This window comes from Candidatus Delongbacteria bacterium, assembly GCA_041675285.1.
Classification (GTDB): Bacteria; CAIWAD01; CAIWAD01; order CAIWAD01; family CAIWAD01; genus CAIWAD01.
On sequence record JBAYTZ010000002.1, the window covers coordinates 243,922 to 266,582 of the forward strand.

Below are 22,661 nucleotides of genomic sequence, written 5' to 3' on the forward strand. Positions count from 1 at the left end.
CGGATGCTGGAGCACACCACCACCCGCGTCAACGAAATGATCGACCCCGTGCTGACCGCCTGGCACGGCGAGGTCGCGCTCTACCTCTTCCTGGGCGGCATCACGGCCGGGATCATGATCCTGACCGGCGCGCTGCGCCTCTGGAAGCCCGACGACCAGCCCAGCCTGGCGCTGCGCCTGCTGCCCTGGGCCAGCCTGGCGCTGATCAGCGTGGGCATGCTCTGCCTGTTCATCGACCTGGCCAACCACTGGAACGCCTGGCGCTTCTACCTGATCCTGCGCCCGCAGACCCCCATGAGCTGGGGCGCCTGGATCCTGCTGCTGGTCTATCCGGTGGCCGCGCACTACGCCTGGGCCGAGACCCCGGAGGCCTGGCGCGAGGAAGTGCTGCGCCGCGTGCCGCTCAAGCTCCTGCGCGACTGGGGCGACTGGAGCGTGCGCTCCCGGCGCTTCTTCGGCAAGCTCAGCATCGTGGCCGGCAGCCTGCTGGGCGTCTACACGGGCATCCTGCTGGGCGCCTTCTCCGCCCGCCCCTTCTGGAACAGCGCGTTGCTGGGTCCGCTCTTCCTGGTCTCCGGCGTCAGCACCGGGGCGGCCTTCATCCTGCTCTTCAAGCTGAAACGCGAGGAGCGGGAGTGGTTCGGTCTCATCGACATGCTGCTGATCGTCAGCGAACTGGGCATCCTGGCGCTCTGGATGATCGGCCTGGCGGTGGGCGGCGAGGCCGGCCTGCAGGCCCTGCAGCTGATTCTGGGCGGACCCTGGACGGCGGTCTTCTGGACCCTGGTGGTGGCGCTGGGCCTGCTGGTGCCGCTGGCCGCCGAGTACATCGAGCACCGCCACGGGCTGGCGCCGGGCCGCGCCGCGGCCGTCCTGGTGCTCATCGGCGGCTTCACGCTGCGCTATGTGATGGTGCACGCGGGGCAGGAATCCCACTGGGTCTCCCAGCTGACGGCCCTGCTGCATTAGGCCCAGGCGGCGCTCCCGAAAACTCCCGGACGGAATGACAACGAGGCGAGGAAGATGAATCCAAAACCCTACTGGAACCCCTACCTGGCCGGAGCGCTGCTCGGGCTGGCTCTGCTGGCGGCCTTCGTGGTGGCCGGTCAGGGCCTGGGCGCCAGCGCCTTTCCCAAGCGCGTGCTGGCGGGGGCTTGCGACGTGGTGGCCCCCGACTGGACCTCGGGCAGCGAGGCCTTCGGCAAGTACGTCAAGGCCGGCAGTCCCTATCGCGACTGGCTGATGGTGGAAGTGGTCGGCGTGATCCTGGGCGGCTTCATCGGCGCCGTGAGCGCCGGCCGCTTCAAGTCCGAGACGGTGCGCAGTCCGCGCATCAGCGTGCGCACGCGCTGGTTCTTCGCCGTGGCGGGCGGCATCCTGATGGGCTTCGCCGCCGGACTGGGACGCGGCTGCACCAGCGGGCAGGCCCTCTCCGGCGGAGCCAGTCTGGCGGCGGGCAGTTGGGTCTACATGCTGATGGTCTTCGCGGGCGGCTACGCGCTAGCCCGCCTGATGCGGAGGCAGTGGACATGATGCTCCCGCTGGTTCCCCAGAACGCCTTCGGGCTGGAGGGCGGCCTGCTCACCGCCCTGGTTATCGGCTTCGTGTTCGGGTTCGCCCTGGAGCGGGCGGGCTTCGGCAACGCGCGCAAACTGGCCGCCCAGTTCTACCTCTACGACATGACGGTCTTCAAGGTCATGTTCACGGCCATTATCACGGCCATGAGCGGACTGTTCGCCCTGGCAGCCTGGGGCGTGGTGGACCTCTCGCTGGTCTGGATCAACCCCACCTTCCTGGGACCCCAGCTGGTGGGCGGCTTTCTGCTGGGCGCGGGCTTCCTGGTCAGCGGACTCTGCCCAGGCACGGGCTTCGTCTCGCTGGCCTCCGGCAAGACCGACGCCCTCTTCGCCATCCTGGGAGTGTTCCTGGGCACCCTGCTCTTCGCGCTGGCGCTGGAGACCGTGCCGGCCTTCAACGCCTTTTACACGGCCCCCGGTTCGGGCACGGTGCTGCTCCACGATCTGCTGCACGTGCCCGCTCCCTGGCTGGCGCTGGGCGTGGTGCTGATGGCCCTGGGCTGTTTCGTGGGCGCGGAAAAACTGGAACGGATCTTCGAGCGCAAACTGGACGCCGACCCGGCGAGCGGGCGCGAGCGCAGCCGGGTGGACGACCGACGCGGCAAGTACATCCTGGCGGGCAGCCTGGCCGTGCTCTGCATCGCGGCGGGGTTGACAGGCGGAGCGCCGGCGCCGGCGCCGGCACTGGCCGCCGTGCCACCGTCCTTGGAAGCCGGCGCCCTGGCGGAGGCCTTGATCCGCCGCGAGGCGGGCTGGCTGCTGCTGGACCTGCGCACTGCGGCGGAGCGGGAGTTGATCAAGCTGCCCGGCGCGCAGCCGGTGGAGAAGGTCGGCGAGACGCCGACGGCGCTGCAGGACGCGCCGGAGGGGACGCGCGTGCTGTTGATCGGGTCCGCCGGGCTGGAGCCCGGCGTTCCGGCGGGCTGGCCCGCCGGGCGCGACTACCTCTGGCTGAGCGGCGGAGCCGAGGCCTGGCAGGCCCAGGTGCTGACCCCGGCTCCGGCCGGCGGGGCGACGCTGGAAGACCGCGAGCTCGTGGCGCGCCAGAACCAGATTGCGGCGTACTTCAGCGGGGCGGAGGTGGCCGTCAGCGCCGCCGCGCCGCCGCCCCCGCCCGCCGGCGGTGGCGGGGCCAAGAAAAAGAAGGCCGGGGGCGGTTGCTGAGTCGCCGCGTGCTCCGCGTGAGATTCATGGAAGGGCCGCCCGCCGGGCGGCCCTTTCGCGGGTCCTTCCGGCCGGGGCCTGTTGAAGTTGTGACACGGGCGTCCCCGGCTGGCGGGGCGGGCGGGGGCTCGCTAGGTTGCACCGTCACGTCCACGACCCGGCTTGCCGGCCGCCCCGTCGCCAACCCGCACCGACCGCATGGGCGCCGCCCGACGGAGCGTCTGTCACACAGCGAGAGGACTCCATGCCTGCCCAACCCGATCCCCGCCAGGCCCTGGGAAGCCGGGTCCGCGCCCGGCGCGCCGCCATCCGTGCCTGGATCCACCGGGCCGGCCCGCGGGCCAGCCGCCTCACCAACCTGAGCATCGTCGGCAGCGGACTCTCCGGGCTGCTGACCATCGGCCCGGCCGCCGGCGGTCCCTCCGCCACCGCGGCCATCACCAAGGCCCTGAGCCTGGACGCGCCGGTCTGGCAGCTGCTCTGCGGCGCGGCGGCCCTGAGTTCCTTCGCCGCCTCCACGGCCCTGTTGCTGATCAAGTCGCACGACGTCTCCGGCCGGCTGGCCCGGGCGGAAAGCGCCGACGTCAAGCTCGAAGGGCTGGAGCTGTCGCTGGAGTTGGATTCGGTGGATTTGTCGCGGGCCAGTGAACTCTACACCCAGGCCAGCGCCGAGGTGGCATTCATCCGGGAAGGCGAGTCCGCGTAACGATTCGGTCAGTCTTCGAAGGACCAGCGCACGCCCAGCAACTCCTCGTGCCCGTGCAGGGCCCGCTCTTCCACCCGGGCGTTGTCCACCCGCGAGAAGGGACTGCGTAGCGCCCACCAAAGCGTGAAGCGACGCCGAGTGGCCTCGCACTGGAACCAGAGTTCGGGTCGCTGCCAGAGAGAATTCCCGCTCGCATCCACCGCGCCGTACTCGTGGTGCAGGCCGGCGCTGGCGTTCACGCGCAACTCTCCGCCGTAGAAGGCGCGTTCGTGGCGCAGCGCCGCGTCCAGCAGATAGGATGGGAATTCGCGGGACACCAGGTCGCGGTTGTCGAAGAACCAGCCCTGGTTGAAGCGCAGGAACCAGCCCGGCCGCAGGGTGGCTTCGGCGAAGAGCTGCACGCCCCAATGCAGGTGGTCGTGCCCGCGCCAGCTCCAGCTGCTGTCGCTCACAGGCGTCTCCAGCAGATCATTCTTCAGTTCCACCCGCCAGGCCCGCAGGGAGACGGGCAGCCTGCCCTGCCAGAACGTGCGGCCCAGCCGCAGCTCCTGGCGGCGCCAGCGTGTGCCCGCCAGGCTGGAGTCGGGCAACAGGGACAGGCCGGAATCCCGCAGCCAGGGACTGGTGAACGCGTCCAGCGCGCCCGCCGGCCGTATCACGTGCAACTGCTCGGGCGTGGGTGGCGTGGCGCCCGTGCGCAGCAGCAGGTCGGCCCAGAGCTCGGGACGGGTCAAGCCCAGCCGCGCGCCCAGACTCCAGCGCCGCCGGTCATCGGCCGAGGCTCGGGCCGCCTCCGCGGAAGGCTCCAGCACCAGCCGGCCCCAGACCGTGGGACGGGTCCAGGCGGCCCGGAGTTCACCCTCGACCAGCCGGGAATCCTGGAGCCAGGAATCCACACTCAGGCGCTGACTCTCCAGTCCCAGCCGCCCCTTCAGCCCGCCGCCGGCCCAGAGCCGCTGCCCCAGCAGGGCTCCGCCCCGCAGGCGTTCGCGGTCGGCCCGGTACTGATCCAGGTTCCAGTCGCGCTTGTCCTGACGCTGCCAGAGGTCCAGGCCCAGCGAGGCCAGGTCGCCCCACTGGCGCGTGAGCCGGGTCCGCAGCAGGCTCTGCCGCAGGTGGCGGTTGTGGCCGTCGTGGTCGAGGATCTCGCTGGCGTCGCGCAGGATGCGCTGGTCCATCCGCAGCAGCCAGTCCGTCCCCAGCGGGCGGTCCCAGTTCCAAAGAAAGAGATTGCCGCGGAAGTGCGCGCCGGGCACGCGCTGGTGCGTGAAGGTCTGGCGCGAGGCGGCCAGCACGCGGCCGCCGAGCAGCGGGCGCGCGAACTCGCCCTCGGCGTGCACGTAACCCAGGAAGCCGTCCGCCCAGCTCACCCGGGTCAGCACGCTGTCGTCCCGGGCCCGCCGGGTCTCGAACTCCAGCCGTCCGCCGGCCCCGCCGCCCAGACGCTGCCAGGCCTCGCGCCGGGCCGGGTCGGTCAGCCCCGGCAGCAGCAGGTTCAGGTCGGTGACGCCGGTCAGCCGGCTGCCCAGCTCCAGCCCGTCCAGTTGGATGCCCGAATGGCGGGCCTGCAGGCCGTCCAGGGCCAGCTCCTGCCGCTGGCCCACTTCGGCCTGGTCGAACAGCGGACCCGCCACCAGCGGGAGCAACTCCTCCGCCAGATCCTCCACCGGACGGTCGGGCCGTTCGGGCAGACGGGGCAGGGGTCGTGGATCAGGGGAGGAATAGGTCGCGGGGGTGGGCCAGACGGCCGTCCGCCGCCAGAAGCGGCGCCACAGACCCAGGGTGTCGGCGGCGGCGGCCAGACTGTCGGCCGGGCGGGCCAGGCTGTCGGGCCGGCTGCGCAGACTGTCCGTCAGCTGGAGGCTGTCCGGAAGCAGTGAGAACGGGGCGTTCAGGCTGTCCGCAGCCAGACTGTCGGGACGAGCCAGCTCGGTCAAGCCGAAGGGCGCCGGGGGCTGGGCGCCGGCGGACCCCAACAGGAGCGCGGACAGGAGAACCCCCAGTCCCCATCCGGAACCGGTTGCTCTCCTGTCCGCGCTGCTCATGGGCAGGTTCCTCACTGGCTGCTCCCGGCCCGCTCCCCGGCCAGCCGGAGCGCTACCCTGCTTCGCAAGGCGCCGCGGCGGCCGCGCATCCGCCGGACTCGCGGGTTCCGTGGGGACCTTCGTCGCGCCGGATCCCGGGCCGACCCAGAGCGCCGGCTCGGGATCCAGGGGAAACTGGGTTCAGCTCACGCGCTCGCGCAGGCGGGCGGCCTTGCCGCTGCGGGCCCGCAGGAAGTAGAGGCGGCCGCGGCGCACGCGGGCGGACCGCTTCACCACCAGCTTCTCGACCTTGGGGCTGTGCAGGGGAAAGATGCGCTCCACGCCGAAACCCTTGAGGGCCTTGCGCACGGTGTAGGTCGCCGTGGCGCTGTTGCCGCCATGGCGCGCGATCACGACACCCGTGTAGACCTGGATGCGCTCCTTGCTTCCCTCGATGATGCGGACATGCACGTCCACGTTGTCGCCCACGGCGAACTCGGGCAGGTCGGTGCGCAGTTCGGGCACGTATTGGCTCTTCAGCAGGCTCATGATCGCCTCCTCTATCCTTCGTCTGGCATTTTTCGTTTCCACAGGTCCGGCCGCTTGCGGCGCGTGCGTTCTTGCCGCTGCTCCAGCCGCCAGGCCTCGATGCGGGCGTGGTGCCCCGAGAGCAGCACGTCCGGCACCTCCCGTCCCCGGACCGACGCCGGGCGCGTGTAGACCGGCGCGTCCAGCAGTCCATCCTCGAGCGAATCCGTCTCCGCCGATTCGGCGCTGCCGATGGCCCCGGGCAGCAGCCGCACCAGCGCGTCCACCAGCACCATGGCCGGCAGTTCCCCGCCGCTGAGCACGTAGTCGCCAATGCTCAGCTCCAGATCCACGCAGCCTTCCACAAAGCGCTCATCCACGCCCTTGTAGTGGCCGCAGATCACCACCAGATGCTCCAACTCGACGGAGAGCCGTCGGGCCAGGGCCTGATCCAGCAACTGCCCCTGCGGGCTGGTGAGCACCACCAGCGGCTTGGGCGCCCCGGGCCGATGGGCCCGCGCGCGGGCCAGCAGCTCGTCGTGGCAGAGAAAGAGCGGCTCGGCCTTCATCACCAAGCCGGCCCCGCCGCCGAACATCTCGTCATCGGCCTTGCGGTGCTTGTCGCGTGTCCACTCCCGCAGGTCGTGCAGGCGGATGTCCACCACTCCGGCCTGGCGAGCCCGCTTGACGATGGACTCGTCCAGGGGGCCCTCGAACATCTCCGGGAAGAGGGTGACGATGTCGATGATCATCTCGCTCATCCCGTCAGTCCTGTCATCCTGACAGGGGCTTGGGCGCCTTGTTTGCCACCTTTCTGCTGGCGCCAGAAAGGTGGCACGGCCGGTTAGGCGCCAAAGAGGCGCTCTTCTCATCGGCCGTAACTAGGCGGCCTCGCGGCCGCCGTCGGACAGACGGCCGAGCGGTGCCATTCCTGGTGCCATGTAGGTGGTTCGCGCTACGCGCTTCACCTATTCTCTGGTTCAGCGCTGCGCGCTTCACCTCGGACCGGTTCAGCCACGGCGGTCAGCCTTCGGCTTCACCTGTTGGCGGGGCCAGCATCTCTTCGGGCAGCAGGCCGTCGGGGACTTCCAGTTCCAGCCAGCCGGCCTGCACGTCCAGGCGCGGCACGAAGCGGCGCTGGAAGGGCACCAGGGCTTCGAGGCCCCGGGCGTGGATCTCCAGCATGGGTCCCGCCGGCAGCTCCAGCACTTCCTCCACGCGCCCCACCACGCGGCCGTCGGTCAGCCGGGCCTCCAGGCCGATCAAGTCGACCAGGAAGACCTCGTCCTCGGCCAGGGGCGGCAGATCCCGCCGGGGCATCTGCAGGGCGCGGGCGCAGAGCGCCTCAGCCAGGGTCCGCGAGTGGACGCCCTCAAAGAGCAGGGAAAGCCGATTGCCCAGCAGGCGGCCCTCCTCCAAGCGCAAGGTCCGCCAGCCCTCCGCGGCGCGGATGCGAAACTCCCGCAACTGCAGCAGGCGCTCCGGATCATCGCTGTAGGGCGTCACCCAGACCTGGCCACGCAGGCCGCGGGGCCGGGAAACCCAGCCGATGTCCACGTACTCCTGCATGCGGCCCCAGGCCTACTCGGCGCTCTCGTCGGCCGGCGCGGCTTCCGCGGCTTCCGCGGCGGCCGCAGCCTTCTCCTCGGCGGCCTTCTCCTCGGCCGCCTTGCGGGCCGCCTCGGCCTGGGCCTTGCGCGTGGCTTCCTCGGCGCGGCGCCGGGCGTCGATGGCCGCCTTGTCCTTGGCGCCCTTGCGCTCCAGGTGCTCGGCCACCTTGGCGGTCACCTGCTCCTCGGTGGCCCCCCGCTTGCCCAGGTCGTGGGCCAGCAGCACGCCGGCGCGGGAGAGCAGGCTGCGCACGGTCTCCGTCGGAACGGCTCCGTTGCCCAGCCACTTCAACGCCGTGGCCTGGTCCACCTCGAGGGAGGCGGGATTGGTGAGCGGATTGTAGGTGCCCACCGCCTCGATGTACTGGCCATCGCGCCGGGAGCGGGAATCCACCGCGACGATGCGGTAGAAGGGGCGCTTCTTGCGGCCCATGCGGGTCAAACGCAGCTTGACTGCCACTGCAGCCTCCTTAGGAACCTATCGTTTCTTCTTGCCTGCCTTCTTCTGGGCACGCTTGACGGAAAAGCCCGCGGACACCGGATTCAGCACCGGCTGGGGACGGTCGTTGTCCGGTCCGGATCCTCTGCGCCCACCGGGAGCGCCAAACATGCCCATGCCGCCCAGTTGCTTCATCATGCCCTTCATCTGGTCATACTGATGCAGCAAGAGGCCGACGTCGTTCTCCTTGACCCCGGAGCCGCGCGCGATGCGCGCCTTGCGGCTGCCGTTGATGAGAGCCGGCTGACGGCGTTCCGCCGGCGTCATGGACTGGATGATGGCCTCAGTGCGCGTCAGCTGCCCGGAGTCCAGATCCATGTCCTTCAGTTTCGACCCCACACCGGGGATCATCTTCAGCAGGCCTTCCAGCGGTCCCAGTCGCTTGATCATCTGCAACTGGGAGAGGAAGTCCTCCAGGTCGAACTCCGCCCGCGCCATGCGGGCCGCCATTTTCTCCGCGTCCTGGCGCTCGACCTGCTCCTGGACCTTCTCCACCAGGCCCACCACGTCGCCCATGCCCAGGATGCGCTGGGCCAGCCGGTCGGGGTGGAAGGGCTCCAGCGCCTCGAGCTTCTCCCCCGTTCCGATGAACTTGAGGGGCTTGCCCGTGACCGCGCGGATGCTCATGGCCGCGCCGCCGCGCGTGTCGCCGTCCAGCTTGGTCAGGATCACGCCGTGGAAGGCGAGGCGCTCGTTGAACTCGCGCGCGGCCTTGACGGCGTCCTGTCCGATCATGGCATCGGCCACGAAGAGGATCTCGTGCGGGTTCAGTTCCGCGCGGATCCGCTCCAGCTCCTGCATCATGCCTTCGTCGATGTGCAGGCGCCCGGCCGTGTCCAGGATGATGGTGTCAAAGTTGCCCCGGCGCGCTTCGGCCACGCCTTCCCGGGCGGTCTTCAAGGCGTCGTTGTCCACCGGCTGGAAGACCGGCACGCCCAGCTGCCGGCCCAGCACCACCAGCTGGTCCACGGCCGCCGGGCGGTAGATGTCCGCGGCGATCAGGAAGGGCCGTCGCCCCATCCTGCGCTTGAGCAGGTGCGCCAGCTTGGCCGCGGACGTGGTCTTGCCACTGCCCTGCAGGCCCACCATCATCAGCAGGGTCGGCTCGCCCCGCGCGAACTGGATGGGCTGGTTCTCCCCGCCCAGCAAGGCCGTCAATTCGTCGTGGACGATTTTGACGAACTGCTGGCCGGGCAGGACGCCCTTCAGGACTTCCGCGCCCCGGGCCTGCTCGGCCACGCGGGCCACGAAGTCCCGCGTCACCTGGACACCGACGTCCGCCTCCAGCAGGGCGCGACGGATCTCCCGCGTGGCGTCTTCGATGTTGCTCTCGGAAATCTTCGCCTGCCCTTTCAGGCTGCGCAGAATCCCGTCGAAGCGCTCCTGCAGAGCGTCCAGCATGCCCAGTTCTCCGAAAACGGAAACCCGAGAGTCTAGCATTGGAGAGCTGGAGATTCAAGGAAGGCGGGGAGAAAAGGCCGGCGCTCGTCCCTGGCCGCGGTCCCGCCCGGGTGTCCGAAGCGCCCATCCGGCTTGGAATCCCCGCCGTGCCGTTCGGACTTTCATCCAGTTCAACCATCGACTTCACGATTTCCAGATAGTTCAAGGAAATCTCTTCACGAAATCAGAAAAAGTCCCCCACCTGTTCGTTTTCTGGAGTGGGGCGAAAACTCCTCACTCCACGCTCCGCAAGGTGCCCGCCGGGTCCAGGCTGACGTGTTCTCCGCGCCGCAGGGTGCGCCCCTGGAATTGGACCGTGCGCGCCACGCGGGCCCGGGCCAGCCCGCCGTCGGGGTGGAAGCAGGTGCGTCCGCCGCCGCCGAAGACCTCGGTCCAGAAGGTGCCCCGGTCGCAGGGGATGCCCTGGATCCACTCCACCCGGGCCAGCCCGGCGCTCATCAGACGCCCGTCGGGATGGAACTCGGTCATCCAGTCGTGGCCGCCGCCCTGGCAGAGATGGCCCTCGAGCAGCCCGTCCGCCGGCAGGATGCACCAGTCGGGCGTGCCGTCCGGCCGCAGGTGCAGCAGGGTGCGCTCCGGCAGGCGGGCCCGCCCCAGTTCCACCGGCTCCGCCAGGGTGCCGGCCTCCAGCGCGCCGTCCGGATAGAATTCGGCCCGGCCCAGCAGGTGGAGACCCTGCACGCGGGTGGGTTCCACGAAGACGCGCTCCACGCCTCCGCCCGCCGGGCCGGCGAGCGCCGTCAACACCGTCAACCCCAGTCCCAGCCCCATTCCCAGCAGTCCGCTCGATCTGCGCATGTCTCCTCCAGAATCAGGGATGAAACGCGTCCCGCGACCCGCCTTCCGCCTCATCCGGCTGGAAGTGCCGGTCCGTGCCCTGCTTGTAGCCTGGGAAGCCGCGCCGCGCCAGGATGTCCAGCAGGGGATTGCTCCAGCCGTTCAAGAAGGCGTAGGAGACATTGTCCTCCCGGTGATGACGGGCGTGTTCGCGCCGCGGGAGCAGCAGTCCGGCGGCGGCCAGAGAGCGCGCCCAGCGGGCGCCGGAGTTGTGACACAAATAGTGGCTGACCTCGGCCACTGAGGACAACAGGCCCACCCAGGCCCAGAGGCGCAGGCCCGCCGGGCCCAGCGGGTCGGCGAGGGCCAGGCCCAGCGCCAGGAAGGGCGGCAGCCAGAGCTTGAACCCGCTCTCGTGGACGTAGACGCGCCAGAGGGGCTGGTCCTGGTAGCGCGGCGTGCGGTGGTGCAGGTGGAAGGCCGCCGTCAACGGGCCGAAGAAGCCCGTGTAGCGCTGGTGGTGATCCATGATCAGGTGTACGAGGCCGCCCAGCAGGTCCGCCAGCAGCCAGGCCGCCGCCAGCAGCAAGAGGCCTGCCGGCCAGCCCACGGGCCGCTGGAGGCTAAGCCCCATGAGCGCCGCCTGCCCGGCCAGCACGGCCCCGGAGACGGCCCAGCCCAGCAGCCGGTAGACCGGCCGGCTCTCCAGCCGCGCCAGGGCGGCGCGGAACTCGCGCTGTTTTTGCTGCAGGTCCTCCGGCACCATCCTTCCGCCTTTCCGCCGCGGCGCGCGGCGGCACAATGTCCGCTTTCCCGGCGGAATTCGCCCGCCGCCGCGAACCTCGCCCCGGCCGGTTTGGGCCGCCTGTCCGAAACAAACACTTTGGCTGACACGGCCTGCAGAGGCCCACCAAGGCAAGGAGCACGGGCATGAGCGCCGATCGAACATCCCTGACCCGCTTCGCCTGGCTCTCCATCGCGGCGGCGCTGGCCACCATCGCCATCAAGACCCTGGCCTGGCAGTTGACCGGTTCCGTGGGTCTGCTCTCGGATGCGCTGGAATCGCTGGTCAACCTGGCCGGGGGCATCTTCGCCCTGCTGATGCTCAAACTGGCCGCGCTCCCGCCGGACGAGCACCACGACTTCGGGCACAGCAAGGCCGAGTACTTCGCCAGCGGCGCCGAGGGGGCGCTGATCGTCGGAGCCGCGCTGGCCATCGCCTGGGCCGCCGTCAGGCGCCTGCTGCACCCGGCGGACCTGGAGAGCGTGGGCGCCGGTCTGCTGGTTTCGGCGGGCGCCAGCATCATCAACCTGCTGGTGGCGCGCGTGCTGCTCAAAGCGGGCCGCGAGCACGCCTCCATCACGCTGGAGGCGGACGGCAAGCACCTGATGACCGACGTCTGGACCTCCGCCGGCGTGATCGTCGGCGTGGGGGCCGTGGCCCTGACGGGCTGGCGCGTGCTGGACCCGCTGCTGGCGCTGGCCGTGGCGGCCAACATCGTCTGGACGGGCTACAAGCTGCTCCACACCTCGGCCTTGGGACTGATGGACACGGTGATTCCCGCCGAGGAGCGCCAGCGGATCCTGGACGTGCTGGCTGTCTACGAGGCCCAGGACATCCAGTTCCACGCGCTGCTGACACGCCAGGCCGCCGGGCGGCGCTTCATCAGCGTGCACGTGCTGGTGCCGGGGGAGTGGTCCGTGGCCCGGGGCCACGTGCTGGTGGAGGAGATCGAGGCCGCCATCCGCGCCGTGCTGCGCGGCTCGACGGTTTTCACGCACCTGGAGCCGCTGGAGGACCCGGTGTCCTTCCACGATCAGCAGCTGGATCGCTGAGGCACGTTCGCGCCGGGATGGGGGTGAGGCCATGTTGAGCTCACCAACCAGCGCCGAGTCTGGCACGTAGTCATGTATCGTTGACTTCGACCTGCAGGTCCCCTGCCCGACCCTCAATCGTCAGCCGCCCGGGTGCCAGAGCCGCTCGCCAGCGGGAGCCGCGGCGCGGGCCATCACGAAGAGCAGGTCGGAGAGCCGGTTGAGGTAGACGCCCACCAGCGGGTTCAGGTCCCCGTCGGCGAGGGTGCCCCCGGCCAACTGGTAGAAGGCGCGCTCCGCCCGGCGGCAGACCGTGCGGGCGTGATGCAGCTGGCAGGTGGCCGGCGAGCCGGCGGGCAGCACGAAACTCTCCAGCGCCGGCAGATCCGCGTTCCAGGCCGCGATCCAGTCCTCCAGGCGCTCCACGTGGGCGGCGGGGATCCGCAGCCGCTCCCCGGCGGCGCCGGGCACGCAGAGATCGGCGCCCAGATCGAACAGGTCGTTCTGCAGGCGGCCCAGCTGGCCGCGCAGGGCCAGGTTGCGCGCCGTGTCCAGCGCCGAGTCGCGTTCCAGCTCCATCAGGGCCAGTCCGAGTACGGCGTTGAGTTCGTCCACGTCGCCGTAGGCCGCCACGCGCGCCTCGTGCTTGGGCACGCGGCGGCCGTCCCCCAGGCTGGTCTGGCCGCTGTCGCCGCCCTTGGTGGTGATCCGATTCAGCTTGACCATGCTCGTCCGCCCGTTGATTAGCGCAGCAACAGGATCTTCTCGCTCAGCGCGCCGCCGGCCGGACCGGACTGGGCGCGCCACTCCACCCGCAGCAGATAGACGCCGCTGGCCAGAGCTCCGCCGTCCACGGAGGCGCTGAAAGCACCCGCGCTCACGGCCCGCCAGGGTTCCTGGAGCACGGTCTGCCCCAGCAGGTTGACCAGGCTCCAGCGCACGCGCGCCGCCTCCGGCAGCTCCAGGCGCAGCCGGGTCGCCGGGTTGAAGGGATTGGGATGCACGTCCAGGCGCGCGGCGGGCCGGACGGAGGGCTCGGCCACGGCCGTCTGGGAGGCCAGCGGAGTGAACAGCAGGGAACAGCCGTCGGTGAGCGGCTGGGCCGCCGGCGCGTAGCTGTTGTTGCACACGTACTGCAGGCCGCCGCTCTCCTGGGGATTCTCCAGCCCCACCGTCACGCCGTTGTCGCCGTTGTTGGCGGCCATGTCGTGGAAGTGGAGCAGGAGCTCGCCGTCCCCCGTGGGCGTGGGCCAGAGCGCCGGGTCGCGCAGGATCAGCTGCACGTCCACATTCGAGCTGCCGCCCGCCGGGCGGAAGTGATTCCATTCCACCAGGAAAAGTCCTTCCGCGGGCCGGCCCTCCGTGTAGAGGTGGCCGTAGGGTGGATTGCCGTTGGAGGAGTTCACCAAATCCGTCCAGTAGGCCGCCACCATGGCCGCGGGGCCCTGGGCGGCGGGAATGGGCGTGTTGATGGCCGTCCAGTGGTTGTGGTGGTCGCCGAAGGCCAACCAGCCGTTGCTGCAGACGGTGACCTGGAGGTAGTCCTGGCCGTAGTAGCGGAAGGGGAAGGGCAGGTCCAGCACCTGGGAGGCGCCGTCGATGATCTCGCCCCAGGGATCGTACCAGTCGACGAGCTCCACCTCCTGGCCCGTGGCGGCGATGCTGACCCACTCGTGCAGCGGAGCCTGGGCACCCTCGTCGCCGGAGTGCCAGGCCAGGTAGCCGCCGGCGTCGGGCCCCAGCGGATCCAGCGGGCCGGCCGCGCCGATGGGCAGCTGGACGTGCAGCAGGGCCAGGGGCGCGTTCAGATGCGGATCGTCCGCCGCGGCCCAGATCCCCAGCTCGAAGGGCACCACGCTGCCGGGCAGCAGCTCGGGTTCCACGCGGATCCGCAGGTCCTCCAGCCAGCGGCTGCTGTCCGGTTCGATGTGGACCAGGGAATTCTCGGCCTGGGTCACGCGCACCTGGTCGTGCAGGCTGCCCAGCCGGATCCGCAGAGAATCGCCGGCGGGCAGGCCCAAGGCCAGCAGGCGCAGGCGCAGCGCGCCCTGGTAGCCGGGCACCAGATCGTGGCCGTCGCCCGCGCTCTCCACCACCAGGAAACCAGGCTGGGCCACCTCCACGCTCAGGATCGCCAGCAGAGCGCCGTCCAGGCGCAGGTTGAGGGAAAGGGGCTCGCCGTAGGGCAATAGGTGGCCCAGGCGCAGGGAGAGGCCCGGGACCGCCAGGCTCTGGCCTGGCGCGCTGGCCTCCAGCCACAGGCTGTCGCTCAGCAGCTCCACAGTCTCCGGCGGCGCCTCCAGCGTCAGCAGGCGGCCGGCGGGCGCGCCTGTCAGGCCCTGCTCCTGCAGTTCCAGCTGCAGGCTCAAAGTCTCGCCGGGCCGGGCCAGGCCGTCTTCGGGTTCGGCGCCCGTCAGGCTCCAAGCGCTCAGGCGCAGGTCGCTGTCGGCCGCCCCCGCGGGAATCTCCCGCCGCAGGGGCAGCAGGTCCGGACCGCTCAGGGTCAGGGTCCAGGCGCCGGCCTCCAGACCCGCGCCGCTGAAGCGCAGGCGGCCGGACTCGTCCGCCAGGGCGGTGAGCGCCCGGTCCGTCTCCGCGTGATACAGGCAGCCGCGCAGGCCCGCCAGGGGCTGGCCATCCAGCGCCGCCACCTGCAGCTCCAGCAGTTCCAACCCGACGGGCAGGCTCGCGGGGGTCACGCAACTCAATTCGCGCGGCGCGCGGGTCCGCAGTTCCAGCCCCGGGTCGCCCAGCAGGTTGTAGCAGTGGAAGTAGAAGGGCACGTTGTAGCCCGTGGCGCCCCAGTTGCGCGCGTTGGGGTAGGCGCCCCACAACTCCAGTTTGCCCCGGTCCATCAGCGCGCCCAGGGTGCGCAGACCCTCCCGCGCCAGGCCGAAGTAGATCCCCTCGTCGATGCAGTTGTTCCACTCGGTGTGGGTGTCCTCCTCGGAGGGTCCCACGAAGCCGATGGCCCCGGTGGGCTCCTGCTGGGTGCCGGCGCGCAGGAAGCCCTCGCCCAGGCAGGGGTCGTCGTCCACGGAGGCGAAGTCCCCGCCGCCGCAGACGATGGAGGTGACGTAGGGCCAGCGCCCCACGTTGGTCAAGTCGTCCATCTGGTCCACGCCGAAGAGCGGGCCATACCACTGGTGGCGGAAGCCGAAGCCGCGGTAGTTGATCAGGCTCAGGCCGGAATTGATGCGCTGGGTCACCACCGCCGGGTTGACGGGATTCTGCCAGTAGTGGTTGTGGATGGTGTCCACCCGGGCGTAGCCCGCCTCCTGCATCAGCAGGTCGCGGATGGCCAGTTTCACCTCGCGCCGGCTGGGCGCCTGGGCCACGTCGTAGATCATCAGGCCCGTGCCGAACCATTGCGTGCCCAGGCCCGTGAAGGGCGCGGCCTCGTAGTCCACGCTGCGCCGCACCATTTTGGCCAGGTCATTGGCCGTGTCCACGGAAAAGCGTCCCACCAGCACGTCGGCGAAGTAGTCGTCGCCCTCCAGCAGGGAGAACAGGTGATCGCTGACGATACAGTAGCTGGTCCCGCAGCGCGAGCCCCACTGGCTCTCGCTGTAGCTCCCGCCGCCGATGAAGCCCGCGTCCAGGTTGTAGTCCACCTCGCTGCCGCTGGGGTAGCGGTCCACGTCGCCCACCAGCAGCAGATAGTCGAAGGGGTTGGCGTCGAATTCCTCCTGGACGGCCTGCCGCAGCCGCGTGTAGCTGGTGCCGGGCCCGTCCAGCTCGCCCTCGCTGATCACGCGCAGCTCGTGGCCCATCTCGCGCTTCCAGCGGATCCAGTCCGCCAGCCCGGGCAGCGCGGCGTCGGAGCTCAGCACCAGGTAGGAGCCGGGCAGCGCGGGTTCGGCGATGCGCTCGGGCCGGTCCAGCCAGGGGCTGTCCGCGTTCAGCACGCCGGAGCGCACCAGCCGCCGGCCTTCGCCACCCGCCGACCGGAGGGCGGGCAGGGGCCGCGCGCCGCGCTCCCAGGTGATGCGCAGCCGCAGCCGGCGCAGGGCCTCCAGCTCGCCCCGCTCCCTGTCCCAGCGCACGGGGAAGATGTCCAGCCCCAGCACGCGCACGCCCTGCCAGAGGGCGCTCTCACCCAGGCCCGCCCACGGGGCCGTGCCGCCGGTCCCGTCCGTCGGCGTCAGGGGCAACATCGGCGGGGAGGGCGAATCGGGCCGGTCGGAGCCCGAGCTCAAGCGGGGGGCGGGCCGCAGGTCCCGGCGCCGCACTGTCTCCAGCTCCAGGATCTCCAGCCGTGCTGCGGCGTCGCCGGGGGTGGCCAGCAGCCGGCTGACGGCGGGCAGCGCCGGCTCGCCAGGCAGTCCGGCCAGGGCCTCGCCGGGCAGGATGAGTTCCACGCCGCCGTCCCGCTCCGCCAGTTCCAGCCAGTGCAGGGTCAGCTCCAGTTCCAGCCCCTGTTCATCCTGGCCGAGCAGGCGCAGTTCCAGCGCCGGGGCGGCCGTCGGAACGGGATCCAGCAATTGCCAGCGCGGGGCGGCCGCGGCCAAGGTCCGAGATAGGCCCAGGCAGAGGATGGTCAACAGGAGGGAACGCAGACAAGACGCCGCGCCGGGTTTGCCGGGAAATCGCTTCATGCTGACCTTTCCGCACTGCTGTGCATGACTGGGATGGCCTGCCAAGCCGGGCCATTTTCGTGCCAACCGGACTCCCCCTGCCGACTCGCCCCGTGCGGCCAGCGGCCGGGCATCCGCCAAGCCAGCCGTGAAGGCTGGTTCAGACTGGACGCCGGGTCGGCCACGGGTCCTGTCCATCGGCCAGCGGGTCGATGGGCCGTCCTGCCGGACTTCAGCCAAGATGGGAGGGAAATTCCGGATCCGCCGACAGGATGTCAGGGATTCCTAACAAATCGGCCAGCTCCGACCCCCGGCCCTAGGCGAGAAATCCATCCGCCATCAGGCGCAGCCACGCATGCGAATGTGTATGATCGTGGGACAACCACTGGGTCAAGGCCCAGGTCAACACCAGTCCGGCCAGGATCGCAAGTAATTGAACGGCCGAGGCCCGGGCACTGGTGCTCTTGCGCAGTTCCGGGATCAGGTCGGAACCGGCGATGTACAAGAAACCCCCGGCGGTCAGCGGCAGGATCTGCGCCTGGATCCCGGTCACCCGGGGCCCCAGAGTCAGCACCAGCAGTACGCCCAACAGGGCCGTCAGCCCACTGATGAAGTTGAGCAGCAATGCTTTTTTCACCGTTAGCCCGCCCCAGACCAGGGTGCCGAAGTCACCGATCTCCTGGGGAATCTCGTGCACCAGCACGGCCACCGTGGTGGTGATCCCCGTGGGCACGCTGACCAGATAGGCCGCGCCGATGAGCACGCCGTCGATGAAGTTGTGCAGCCCGTCGCCCACGAAGTTCATGAAGACCACGGGATGGGGATGATCTTGCGAGGCAGGCACATGACAGTGCCGCCAGTGGATGAATTTCTCCAGCACGAAGAAGAGTAGCAGGCCCGCCAGGGTCCAGATGGCCACCTGGTGACCGCCGCCCTGGCGCTCGTAGGCTTCGGGCAGCAGGTGAAAAAACGTGCTGCCGAACAAGGTGCCCACGGACAGGCTCACCAGCACGAGCAGCAGGCGCTGCAGGCGCCCGATGCCCAGACCCAGAGTCATCACCCCGACCAAGGAGACGGCCGAAACTCCCAGGACGCTGCCAATTGCATACAGCCAAGTCAAAATGCGAGGTCTCCGAAAATTTGTTTCGCCAGGGTGGCAGGCCATGGTACGATTCTTGCTTTCGCTTACCAACTTTGTCGCGCTTTGAACCACACACATCTGCTCACGCCCGGAACCGGGGCGGAGAGCCAATTCAGCCGGAGTGGAGAATGAGTAGAACGACCCGCCTTGGCTGGCACTCCCGTGTCCTGATCCTGTCAGCCGCCCTGCTTGCAACCGCCGCTCCCCAGGGGGCCTTGGCGGGTTTGCAAGCCCACAGCACGCAACGCGACGGTTCCCTGATCCTCGAGCTGGACTTCCCCCAGCCGGATCTGAGCCGCGAGCGGGTGGACGGCGTGAGCTGGGATCTGATCGAGATGGCCGGCAGCGGCTGGGTCGGGCAGCCTGGCGCACCCGACTTGCCCGCCTTTCACCAGCTGATCCAGATTCCGGACCGCAGCGGAATCCAGCTCACCATCCTGGACCTGGTGGAGGAGCCCCTGCACGGGCTGCAGCCCATGCCCAACCAGGAGCGCCTGCACACCGAAGTCGAACTGCCGCTGCCCTGGCTGCAGGACGCCGACGTCTATCAGAGCAACGAGGAATTCCCCGGCCGGCTCTTCGAATTGGACCAGCCCGTGCTGCTGCGCGACCGGCGCCTGGTCAACGCGACCTTCTTCCCCGTGCAGGTCAATCCGCTCACCGGCGAAGGCCGGCTGATCCGCCACATGACCGTGCGCGTCAGCTTCGAGGGTGAAAATCTGGTCAACGCGGGCAGCGGCCCGCTGGCCGATCCCACTCCCGTGCTGGGTCGGATGGGCGCCACGGAGATCATCAGCCTGGACCACCCGGACGCCGAGGCCATGGACGTCACGGCCTTCAATCCGGGTTGGCTGCCGGGTCACTATCTGGTCTTCGCCAACGCCACGGCCCTGCAGCAGGCGGGCTTGCAGGACCTGATCGAGTGGAAGCGCCGCCGCGGCCACCGGGTCACCGTGGTCAGCAGCTCGGACATCACCTTCACCACCACGGCCATCCGCACCCGGATCACCCAGGAATACAATTCCGCCGACCCGGTGGATTTCGTGCTGCTGGTGGGGGACACGGACGGCAGCTACGCCCTGCCCGCGGACGGCACGGGGTATGACCACTACTACGCCTGCGTCGCCGGCAACGACGTGCTGGGCGACGTGGCGGTGGGGCGCCTGAGCTGCGAGAACGCCACCCAGCTCAACAGCATCTGCTACAAGATCATCGGCTACGAGAGCGCGCCCTACATGGAGGACGACGCCGAATGGCTGAAGAGCGTCGGCCTGACGGTGGGCTCCAGCCACTGCGCGCTCTCCATGAAGATCCTCAGCCGCAACATCGCCGCGGAGATGGTGGAGCGCTACGGCTACACGGACATCGACACCAACTTCTGCGTGGGCGCGGGCAGCCTGCCCACCTGGTTCGCCTCGGGCATCAGCCACTACAATTACCGCGGCTGGATCGGCATGGACGGCCTGGACCAGACCACCGTGCTCAACCTGGCCCAGGGTCCGCGCACGCCGGTGGCCACCATCTTCACCTGCTCCACGGGCGACTTCTCCAGCGAGGACGACTACAGCGAGAACTTCCTGCGCGCGGGCAGCGTGGCCACCCCGGGCGGCGCCGTGGCGGGCATGGGCTTCGCCACCGCCAGCACGCACACTCGCTACAACAACGTCATCGTGGGCGGCTACTACGCCGGCCTGCTGGAGCACGACCTGCCGGAGATCGGCGCCTGCCTGCTGCAGGGCAAGTTCGAACTCTACCAGACCCTGCCCGCCGGCGACGGCCAGATCGCGAATTTCTCCAACTGGGGCAACCTGATGGGCGACCCGGGCACCTGCCAGTGGCTGGGCGAGCCCGCCCTGCTGGCTCTCGAAGGCGTGCCCGGCTCCTTAAGCCCCGGAGTGGACCACCTCAGCCTGACCGTGACCACGGGCGGCCAGCCGGTGGAGAACGCGGCGGTCTGCGTCTACCAGACCGATGACGCCAACACGATCCTCCTGCAGCACGCCGTGCTCAGCGACGCCGAAGGCCGGGCGACCCTGCCCCTGGACGGTCTGGCCGTGGGCACGCTGCAACTCACCGTCACCAAGAAGCGCCACCTGCCCATCCTGCAGGACCTGCCCGTCAGCCTCAATGCCCAGGACGTGGCGGTGAGCGACGTGACCCTGCCCGGCGGCCTCCTGCCCGGCGCGGCCAACCAGAGTGTGGGTCTGAGCCTGCACAACACGGGCAGCGTCGCCCTGACCGGACTGAGCGTCGCCTTCTCGCTGGACGAGGCCCTGGGCCAGCTGAACGCCCCCGTCCAGACTCCCGCGGACCTGGCGGCAGACGGCACGCTGGTCCTGGACAACATCAGCCTCAGCCCGGTCTCCACGCTCTCCGACGGCGAGTGGGTCCCCGTGCTGCTGCAGGTGGGTTCGGACCAGGGTGACTTCGAGCGCAGCCTGTGGCTGGAAGTGAGCGCGCCCCAGCCCTCCCTGACCGGCACCACCACGCCCGGCGGTCCGCTGAGCCCGGGCCAGACCCGCACGCTGCGGCTGCAGATTCGCAACCTGGGCAGCGTGACGGCCAACGACCTGATGGTGGAACTGGCCAGCGAGAACGCCTACTACGGCCAGGTGGCCAGCCCGCCCCAGTCCGTCGGCGACCTGGCCCCCGACGCCACCGCCAGCGTCGACTTCAGCATCCTGGTGAACACGCTGACCATGATCGGCTACCAGCTACCGCTCTCCCTGACATGGAGCACGGCGGACGGCGCCACGGGCGGCAGCGAGCTGCTGGCCGTGGTGGGCACCCCGGGCGTGGGCGATCCCACCGGGCCCGACGGCTACGGCTACTGGGCCTTCGAGGATGACGATTCCACCTACGACATGGCCCCCGTCTACGCCTGGATTCCCGTCGCCCCCTCCGAAGGCGGCCTGGGCACGGAAGTCCCGCTGACGGACAACGGCGACGAGCAAGACGATTCCCTGCCCGTGGCCCTGCCCTTCCCCTTCACCTACTACGGCGTCACCTACAACGAGGTGATGGTCTGCTCCAACGGCTTCATCTCCTTTGACGACTTCGGCTTCGGCGAAGTGGACTTCCGCAACCACTACATGCCCAGCGGCATGGGTCCTGATGCCATGATCGCCCCCATGTGGGACGACCACATGACCACGGGCACGCCGGGCGTCTGGACCTGGCACGACGCGGTGGAGCATCGCTTCGTGATCAGCTGGCTGGCGCTGCCCGCCAACCAGAGCGGCGGCCCCAACACCTTCCAGCTGGTGCTCTACGATCCGCTCTACTACCCGACCATGACCGGGGACGGTCCCTTCCTGTTCCAGTACCAGGATTTCAACGACACCCAGACCGCCTGGACGGACTTCCCCAACTGCACGGTGGGCATCAAGGACGAGACCAGCCTGCGCGGCATGACGCTGCGCAACGCCACGGCCAACGCCGCCACCATGCACACCATCACCGACGGCACGGCCATCTTCTTCACCACCTCGGCCGCCAGTTCCCTGACCCCGCCCGCCTTGAGCCTGAGCGACACGCAGGTCAGCGTGGCCGTGGTCTCCGGCGACGTGGCGGCGGACAGCCTGCTGATCCGCAACGAGGGCGAGCTGCCGCTGATCTGGAGCGCCACCCTGCTGGAGGATGCCCTGGCTTCCCGCGACAGCGGCGGGCCGGACGGCTTCGGCTACGTGTGGAAGGACAACCAGGAGGACGACGGCCCGAACTACGCCTGGCAGGCCCCCGCGGGCGCGCAGACGCTGACCTTCGTTGACCACGACACGGCCACCCAGCCGCTGGAGCTGGGCTACACGCAGTTCCTCTACGGCGAGGCCTTCCAGCAGGTGCGCGTCAGCCCCAACGGCTACCTGGGCTTCGGCGCCGACAACGGCTCGTCGGCCAACGTGGAACTGCCCTCCCCCGCGGCCCCCGCCTACATGGTGGCGGCCTGGTGGGACGACCTGAAGCCCGAACCTGCGCACCCCGAGCAAGTCTGGTGGTGGACGAACCACACGGACTCGCTGATCGTGGCCTGGGACGGGGTCTCGCACTTCAACCCCTTCGTCAACGGCGGCCCCGTGCGCGCCCAGGCCATCCTCAAGGCCAACGGCGAAGTGACCATCCAGATCGCCTCCCTGGGTGGCGGCCTGTACCCGGTGAACACGGGCGGCACCTGCGGCGTGCAGGGCGAGGCCGGCGCCGAGGGCTTCAGCTTCTTCCACAACCAGGACGCCAGCGCGCTGCTGCCCTGGAGCGTGCGGATGGAGCCCCCGGCCTGGGTGATCCCGATGGGATCCATGAGCGGCCTGGTGGCCGGCGGCGACTCCAGCTGGGTGAGCCTGCAGTTCACCTCCGTGCCGGGCTTCCCGCTACCCAACGGCACCTATGAGACGGGCCTGCTGTTCACGACCAACGACCTGAGCCACCTGCAGCTCACGCTGCCCGTGTCCATGCAGGTCTCGGGCAACGCCGTCGCGGAGCCCACCCTGCCGGGACGGACGGAGCTCACCGGCGCCTGGCCGAATCCCTTCAATCCCGCCACGCGCCTGGCCTTCACCCTGGCCCACGCGGGCCGCGCCCGCCTCAGCCTCTACAACGTGCTGGGACAGGAAGTGGCCACGCTGGTGGACGGCGCCCTGGGCGCCGGCACGCACCAAGTCAGCTGGGACGCCTCGGGTCTGGCCTCCGGCCTCTACCTGGCCGTGTTGCAGGCGGACGGCGTGCGTGACGAGCAGAAGTTGATGCTGCTGAAGTAGCCGGTCCGCGACCGCGCTGCCGACTCTGCCA

The 22,661-nt window shown here is 69.9% G+C and carries 17 protein-coding genes; 6 read left to right on the forward strand and 11 right to left on the reverse strand.

Annotated features, from left to right (window positions below):
* Positions 1-3: 3 nt before the first annotated feature.
* From nrfD to WC326_02860, 4 genes are all read left to right on the forward strand, one after another.
* Positions 4-969, forward strand: a complete 966-nt coding sequence (gene nrfD, locus WC326_02845) for an NrfD/PsrC family molybdoenzyme membrane anchor subunit (protein ID MFA7329990.1) — start codon at positions 4-6, stop codon at positions 967-969.
* 54 nt (positions 970-1,023) lie between these two features.
* On the forward strand, positions 1,024-1,533 hold the full coding sequence (locus WC326_02850) for a YeeE/YedE thiosulfate transporter family protein (protein MFA7329991.1): 510 nt from the start codon (positions 1,024-1,026) through the stop codon (positions 1,531-1,533).
* On the forward strand, positions 1,530-2,741 hold the full coding sequence (locus WC326_02855) for a YeeE/YedE thiosulfate transporter family protein (GenBank protein ID MFA7329992.1): 1,212 nt from the start codon (positions 1,530-1,532) through the stop codon (positions 2,739-2,741). Before WC326_02850 ends, WC326_02855 begins: the two co-directional genes overlap by 4 nt.
* Before the next feature lie 244 nt (positions 2,742-2,985).
* A complete protein-coding gene (locus WC326_02860) occupies positions 2,986-3,447 on the forward strand; it encodes a hypothetical protein (GenBank protein ID MFA7329993.1) in 462 nt (153 codons plus the stop codon).
* A gap of 8 nt (positions 3,448-3,455) precedes the next feature.
* Here the strand turns inward: WC326_02860 and WC326_02865 are convergent, their stop codons facing one another.
* The 8 genes from WC326_02865 to WC326_02900 form a co-directional block, all read right to left on the reverse strand.
* Positions 3,456-5,492, reverse strand: coding sequence for a hypothetical protein (locus WC326_02865; protein MFA7329994.1), 2,037 nt, complete (start codon positions 5,490-5,492; stop codon positions 3,456-3,458).
* Between the two features lie 180 nt (positions 5,493-5,672).
* Positions 5,673-6,020, reverse strand: a complete 348-nt coding sequence (rplS, locus tag WC326_02870; GenBank protein MFA7329995.1) for a 50S ribosomal protein L19 — start codon at positions 6,018-6,020, stop codon at positions 5,673-5,675.
* Between the two features lie 11 nt (positions 6,021-6,031).
* A complete protein-coding gene (gene trmD / locus WC326_02875) occupies positions 6,032-6,751 on the reverse strand; it encodes a tRNA (guanosine(37)-N1)-methyltransferase TrmD (protein ID MFA7329996.1) in 720 nt (239 codons plus the stop codon).
* 271 nt (positions 6,752-7,022) lie between these two features.
* The gene (gene rimM, locus WC326_02880) at positions 7,023-7,568 is read right to left on the reverse strand and encodes a ribosome maturation factor RimM (protein MFA7329997.1); all 546 of its coding nucleotides are present in this window, start codon (positions 7,566-7,568) and stop codon (positions 7,023-7,025) included.
* Positions 7,569-7,580: 12 nt separating this feature from the next.
* On the reverse strand, positions 7,581-8,069 hold the full coding sequence (gene rpsP, locus WC326_02885; protein MFA7329998.1) for a 30S ribosomal protein S16: 489 nt from the start codon (positions 8,067-8,069) through the stop codon (positions 7,581-7,583).
* An 18-nt stretch (positions 8,070-8,087) separates the two neighbouring features.
* Positions 8,088-9,509 carry a signal recognition particle protein gene (gene ffh, locus WC326_02890; protein MFA7329999.1) on the reverse strand — a complete coding sequence of 474 codons (1,422 nt, stop codon included), beginning with the start codon at positions 9,507-9,509 and terminating at the stop codon, positions 8,088-8,090.
* A 273-nt stretch (positions 9,510-9,782) separates the two neighbouring features.
* On the reverse strand, positions 9,783-10,367 hold the full coding sequence (locus tag WC326_02895) for a hypothetical protein (protein MFA7330000.1): 585 nt from the start codon (positions 10,365-10,367) through the stop codon (positions 9,783-9,785).
* 13 nt (positions 10,368-10,380) lie between these two features.
* Positions 10,381-11,109, reverse strand: coding sequence for a fatty acid desaturase CarF family protein (locus WC326_02900; GenBank protein ID MFA7330001.1), 729 nt, complete (start codon positions 11,107-11,109; stop codon positions 10,381-10,383).
* 167 nt (positions 11,110-11,276) lie between these two features.
* Here WC326_02900 and WC326_02905 point away from each other — a divergent pair, with 167 nt between their 5' ends.
* Positions 11,277-12,182 (forward strand): cation diffusion facilitator family transporter, encoded by a 906-nt coding sequence (locus WC326_02905; GenBank protein MFA7330002.1) that lies wholly within the window; start codon positions 11,277-11,279, stop codon positions 12,180-12,182.
* A gap of 120 nt (positions 12,183-12,302) precedes the next feature.
* Here the strand turns inward: WC326_02905 and WC326_02910 are convergent, their stop codons facing one another.
* The 3 genes from WC326_02910 to WC326_02920 form a co-directional block, all read right to left on the reverse strand.
* Positions 12,303-12,887: a cob(I)yrinic acid a,c-diamide adenosyltransferase gene (locus WC326_02910; GenBank protein ID MFA7330003.1), complete on the reverse strand. Its 585-nt coding sequence runs from the start codon at positions 12,885-12,887 to the stop codon at positions 12,303-12,305.
* Between the two features lie 17 nt (positions 12,888-12,904).
* Positions 12,905-16,759, reverse strand: a complete 3,855-nt coding sequence (locus WC326_02915) for a C25 family cysteine peptidase (GenBank protein MFA7330004.1) — start codon at positions 16,757-16,759, stop codon at positions 12,905-12,907.
* A gap of 295 nt (positions 16,760-17,054) precedes the next feature.
* Positions 17,055-17,903: a ZIP family metal transporter gene (locus tag WC326_02920; protein MFA7330005.1), complete on the reverse strand. Its 849-nt coding sequence runs from the start codon at positions 17,901-17,903 to the stop codon at positions 17,055-17,057.
* Between the two features lie 104 nt (positions 17,904-18,007).
* Between WC326_02920 and WC326_02925 the strand changes: the two genes are divergently transcribed.
* Positions 18,008-22,630, forward strand: coding sequence for a C25 family cysteine peptidase (locus tag WC326_02925; protein MFA7330006.1), 4,623 nt, complete (start codon positions 18,008-18,010; stop codon positions 22,628-22,630).
* Positions 22,631-22,661 lie beyond the last annotated feature (31 nt).

Bases quoted from the DNA above. Each gene is read 5' to 3' on its own strand.
- nrfD (MFA7329990.1), top strand. From the start codon at position 4: ATGCTGGAGCACACCACCACCCGCGTCAACGAAATGATCGACCCCGTG.
- WC326_02850 (MFA7329991.1), top strand. From the start codon at position 1,024: ATGAATCCAAAACCCTACTGGAACCCCTACCTGGCCGGAGCGCTGCTC.
- WC326_02855 (MFA7329992.1), top strand. From the start codon at position 1,530: ATGATGCTCCCGCTGGTTCCCCAGAACGCCTTCGGGCTGGAGGGCGGC.
- WC326_02860 (MFA7329993.1), top strand. From the start codon at position 2,986: ATGCCTGCCCAACCCGATCCCCGCCAGGCCCTGGGAAGCCGGGTCCGC.
- WC326_02865 (MFA7329994.1), bottom strand. From the start codon at position 5,492: ATGAGCAGCGCGGACAGGAGAGCAACCGGTTCCGGATGGGGACTGGGG.
- rplS (MFA7329995.1), bottom strand. From the start codon at position 6,020: ATGAGCCTGCTGAAGAGCCAATACGTGCCCGAACTGCGCACCGACCTG.
- trmD (MFA7329996.1), bottom strand. From the start codon at position 6,751: ATGATCATCGACATCGTCACCCTCTTCCCGGAGATGTTCGAGGGCCCC.
- rimM (MFA7329997.1), bottom strand. From the start codon at position 7,568: ATGCAGGAGTACGTGGACATCGGCTGGGTTTCCCGGCCCCGCGGCCTG.
- ffh (MFA7329999.1), bottom strand. From the start codon at position 9,509: ATGCTGGACGCTCTGCAGGAGCGCTTCGACGGGATTCTGCGCAGCCTG.
- WC326_02895 (MFA7330000.1), bottom strand. From the start codon at position 10,367: ATGCGCAGATCGAGCGGACTGCTGGGAATGGGGCTGGGACTGGGGTTG.
- WC326_02905 (MFA7330002.1), top strand. From the start codon at position 11,277: ATGAGCGCCGATCGAACATCCCTGACCCGCTTCGCCTGGCTCTCCATC.
- WC326_02910 (MFA7330003.1), bottom strand. From the start codon at position 12,887: ATGGTCAAGCTGAATCGGATCACCACCAAGGGCGGCGACAGCGGCCAG.
- WC326_02915 (MFA7330004.1), bottom strand. From the start codon at position 16,759: ATGAAGCGATTTCCCGGCAAACCCGGCGCGGCGTCTTGTCTGCGTTCC.
- WC326_02920 (MFA7330005.1), bottom strand. From the start codon at position 17,903: ATGGCCTGCCACCCTGGCGAAACAAATTTTCGGAGACCTCGCATTTTG.
- WC326_02925 (MFA7330006.1), top strand. From the start codon at position 18,008: ATGAGTAGAACGACCCGCCTTGGCTGGCACTCCCGTGTCCTGATCCTG.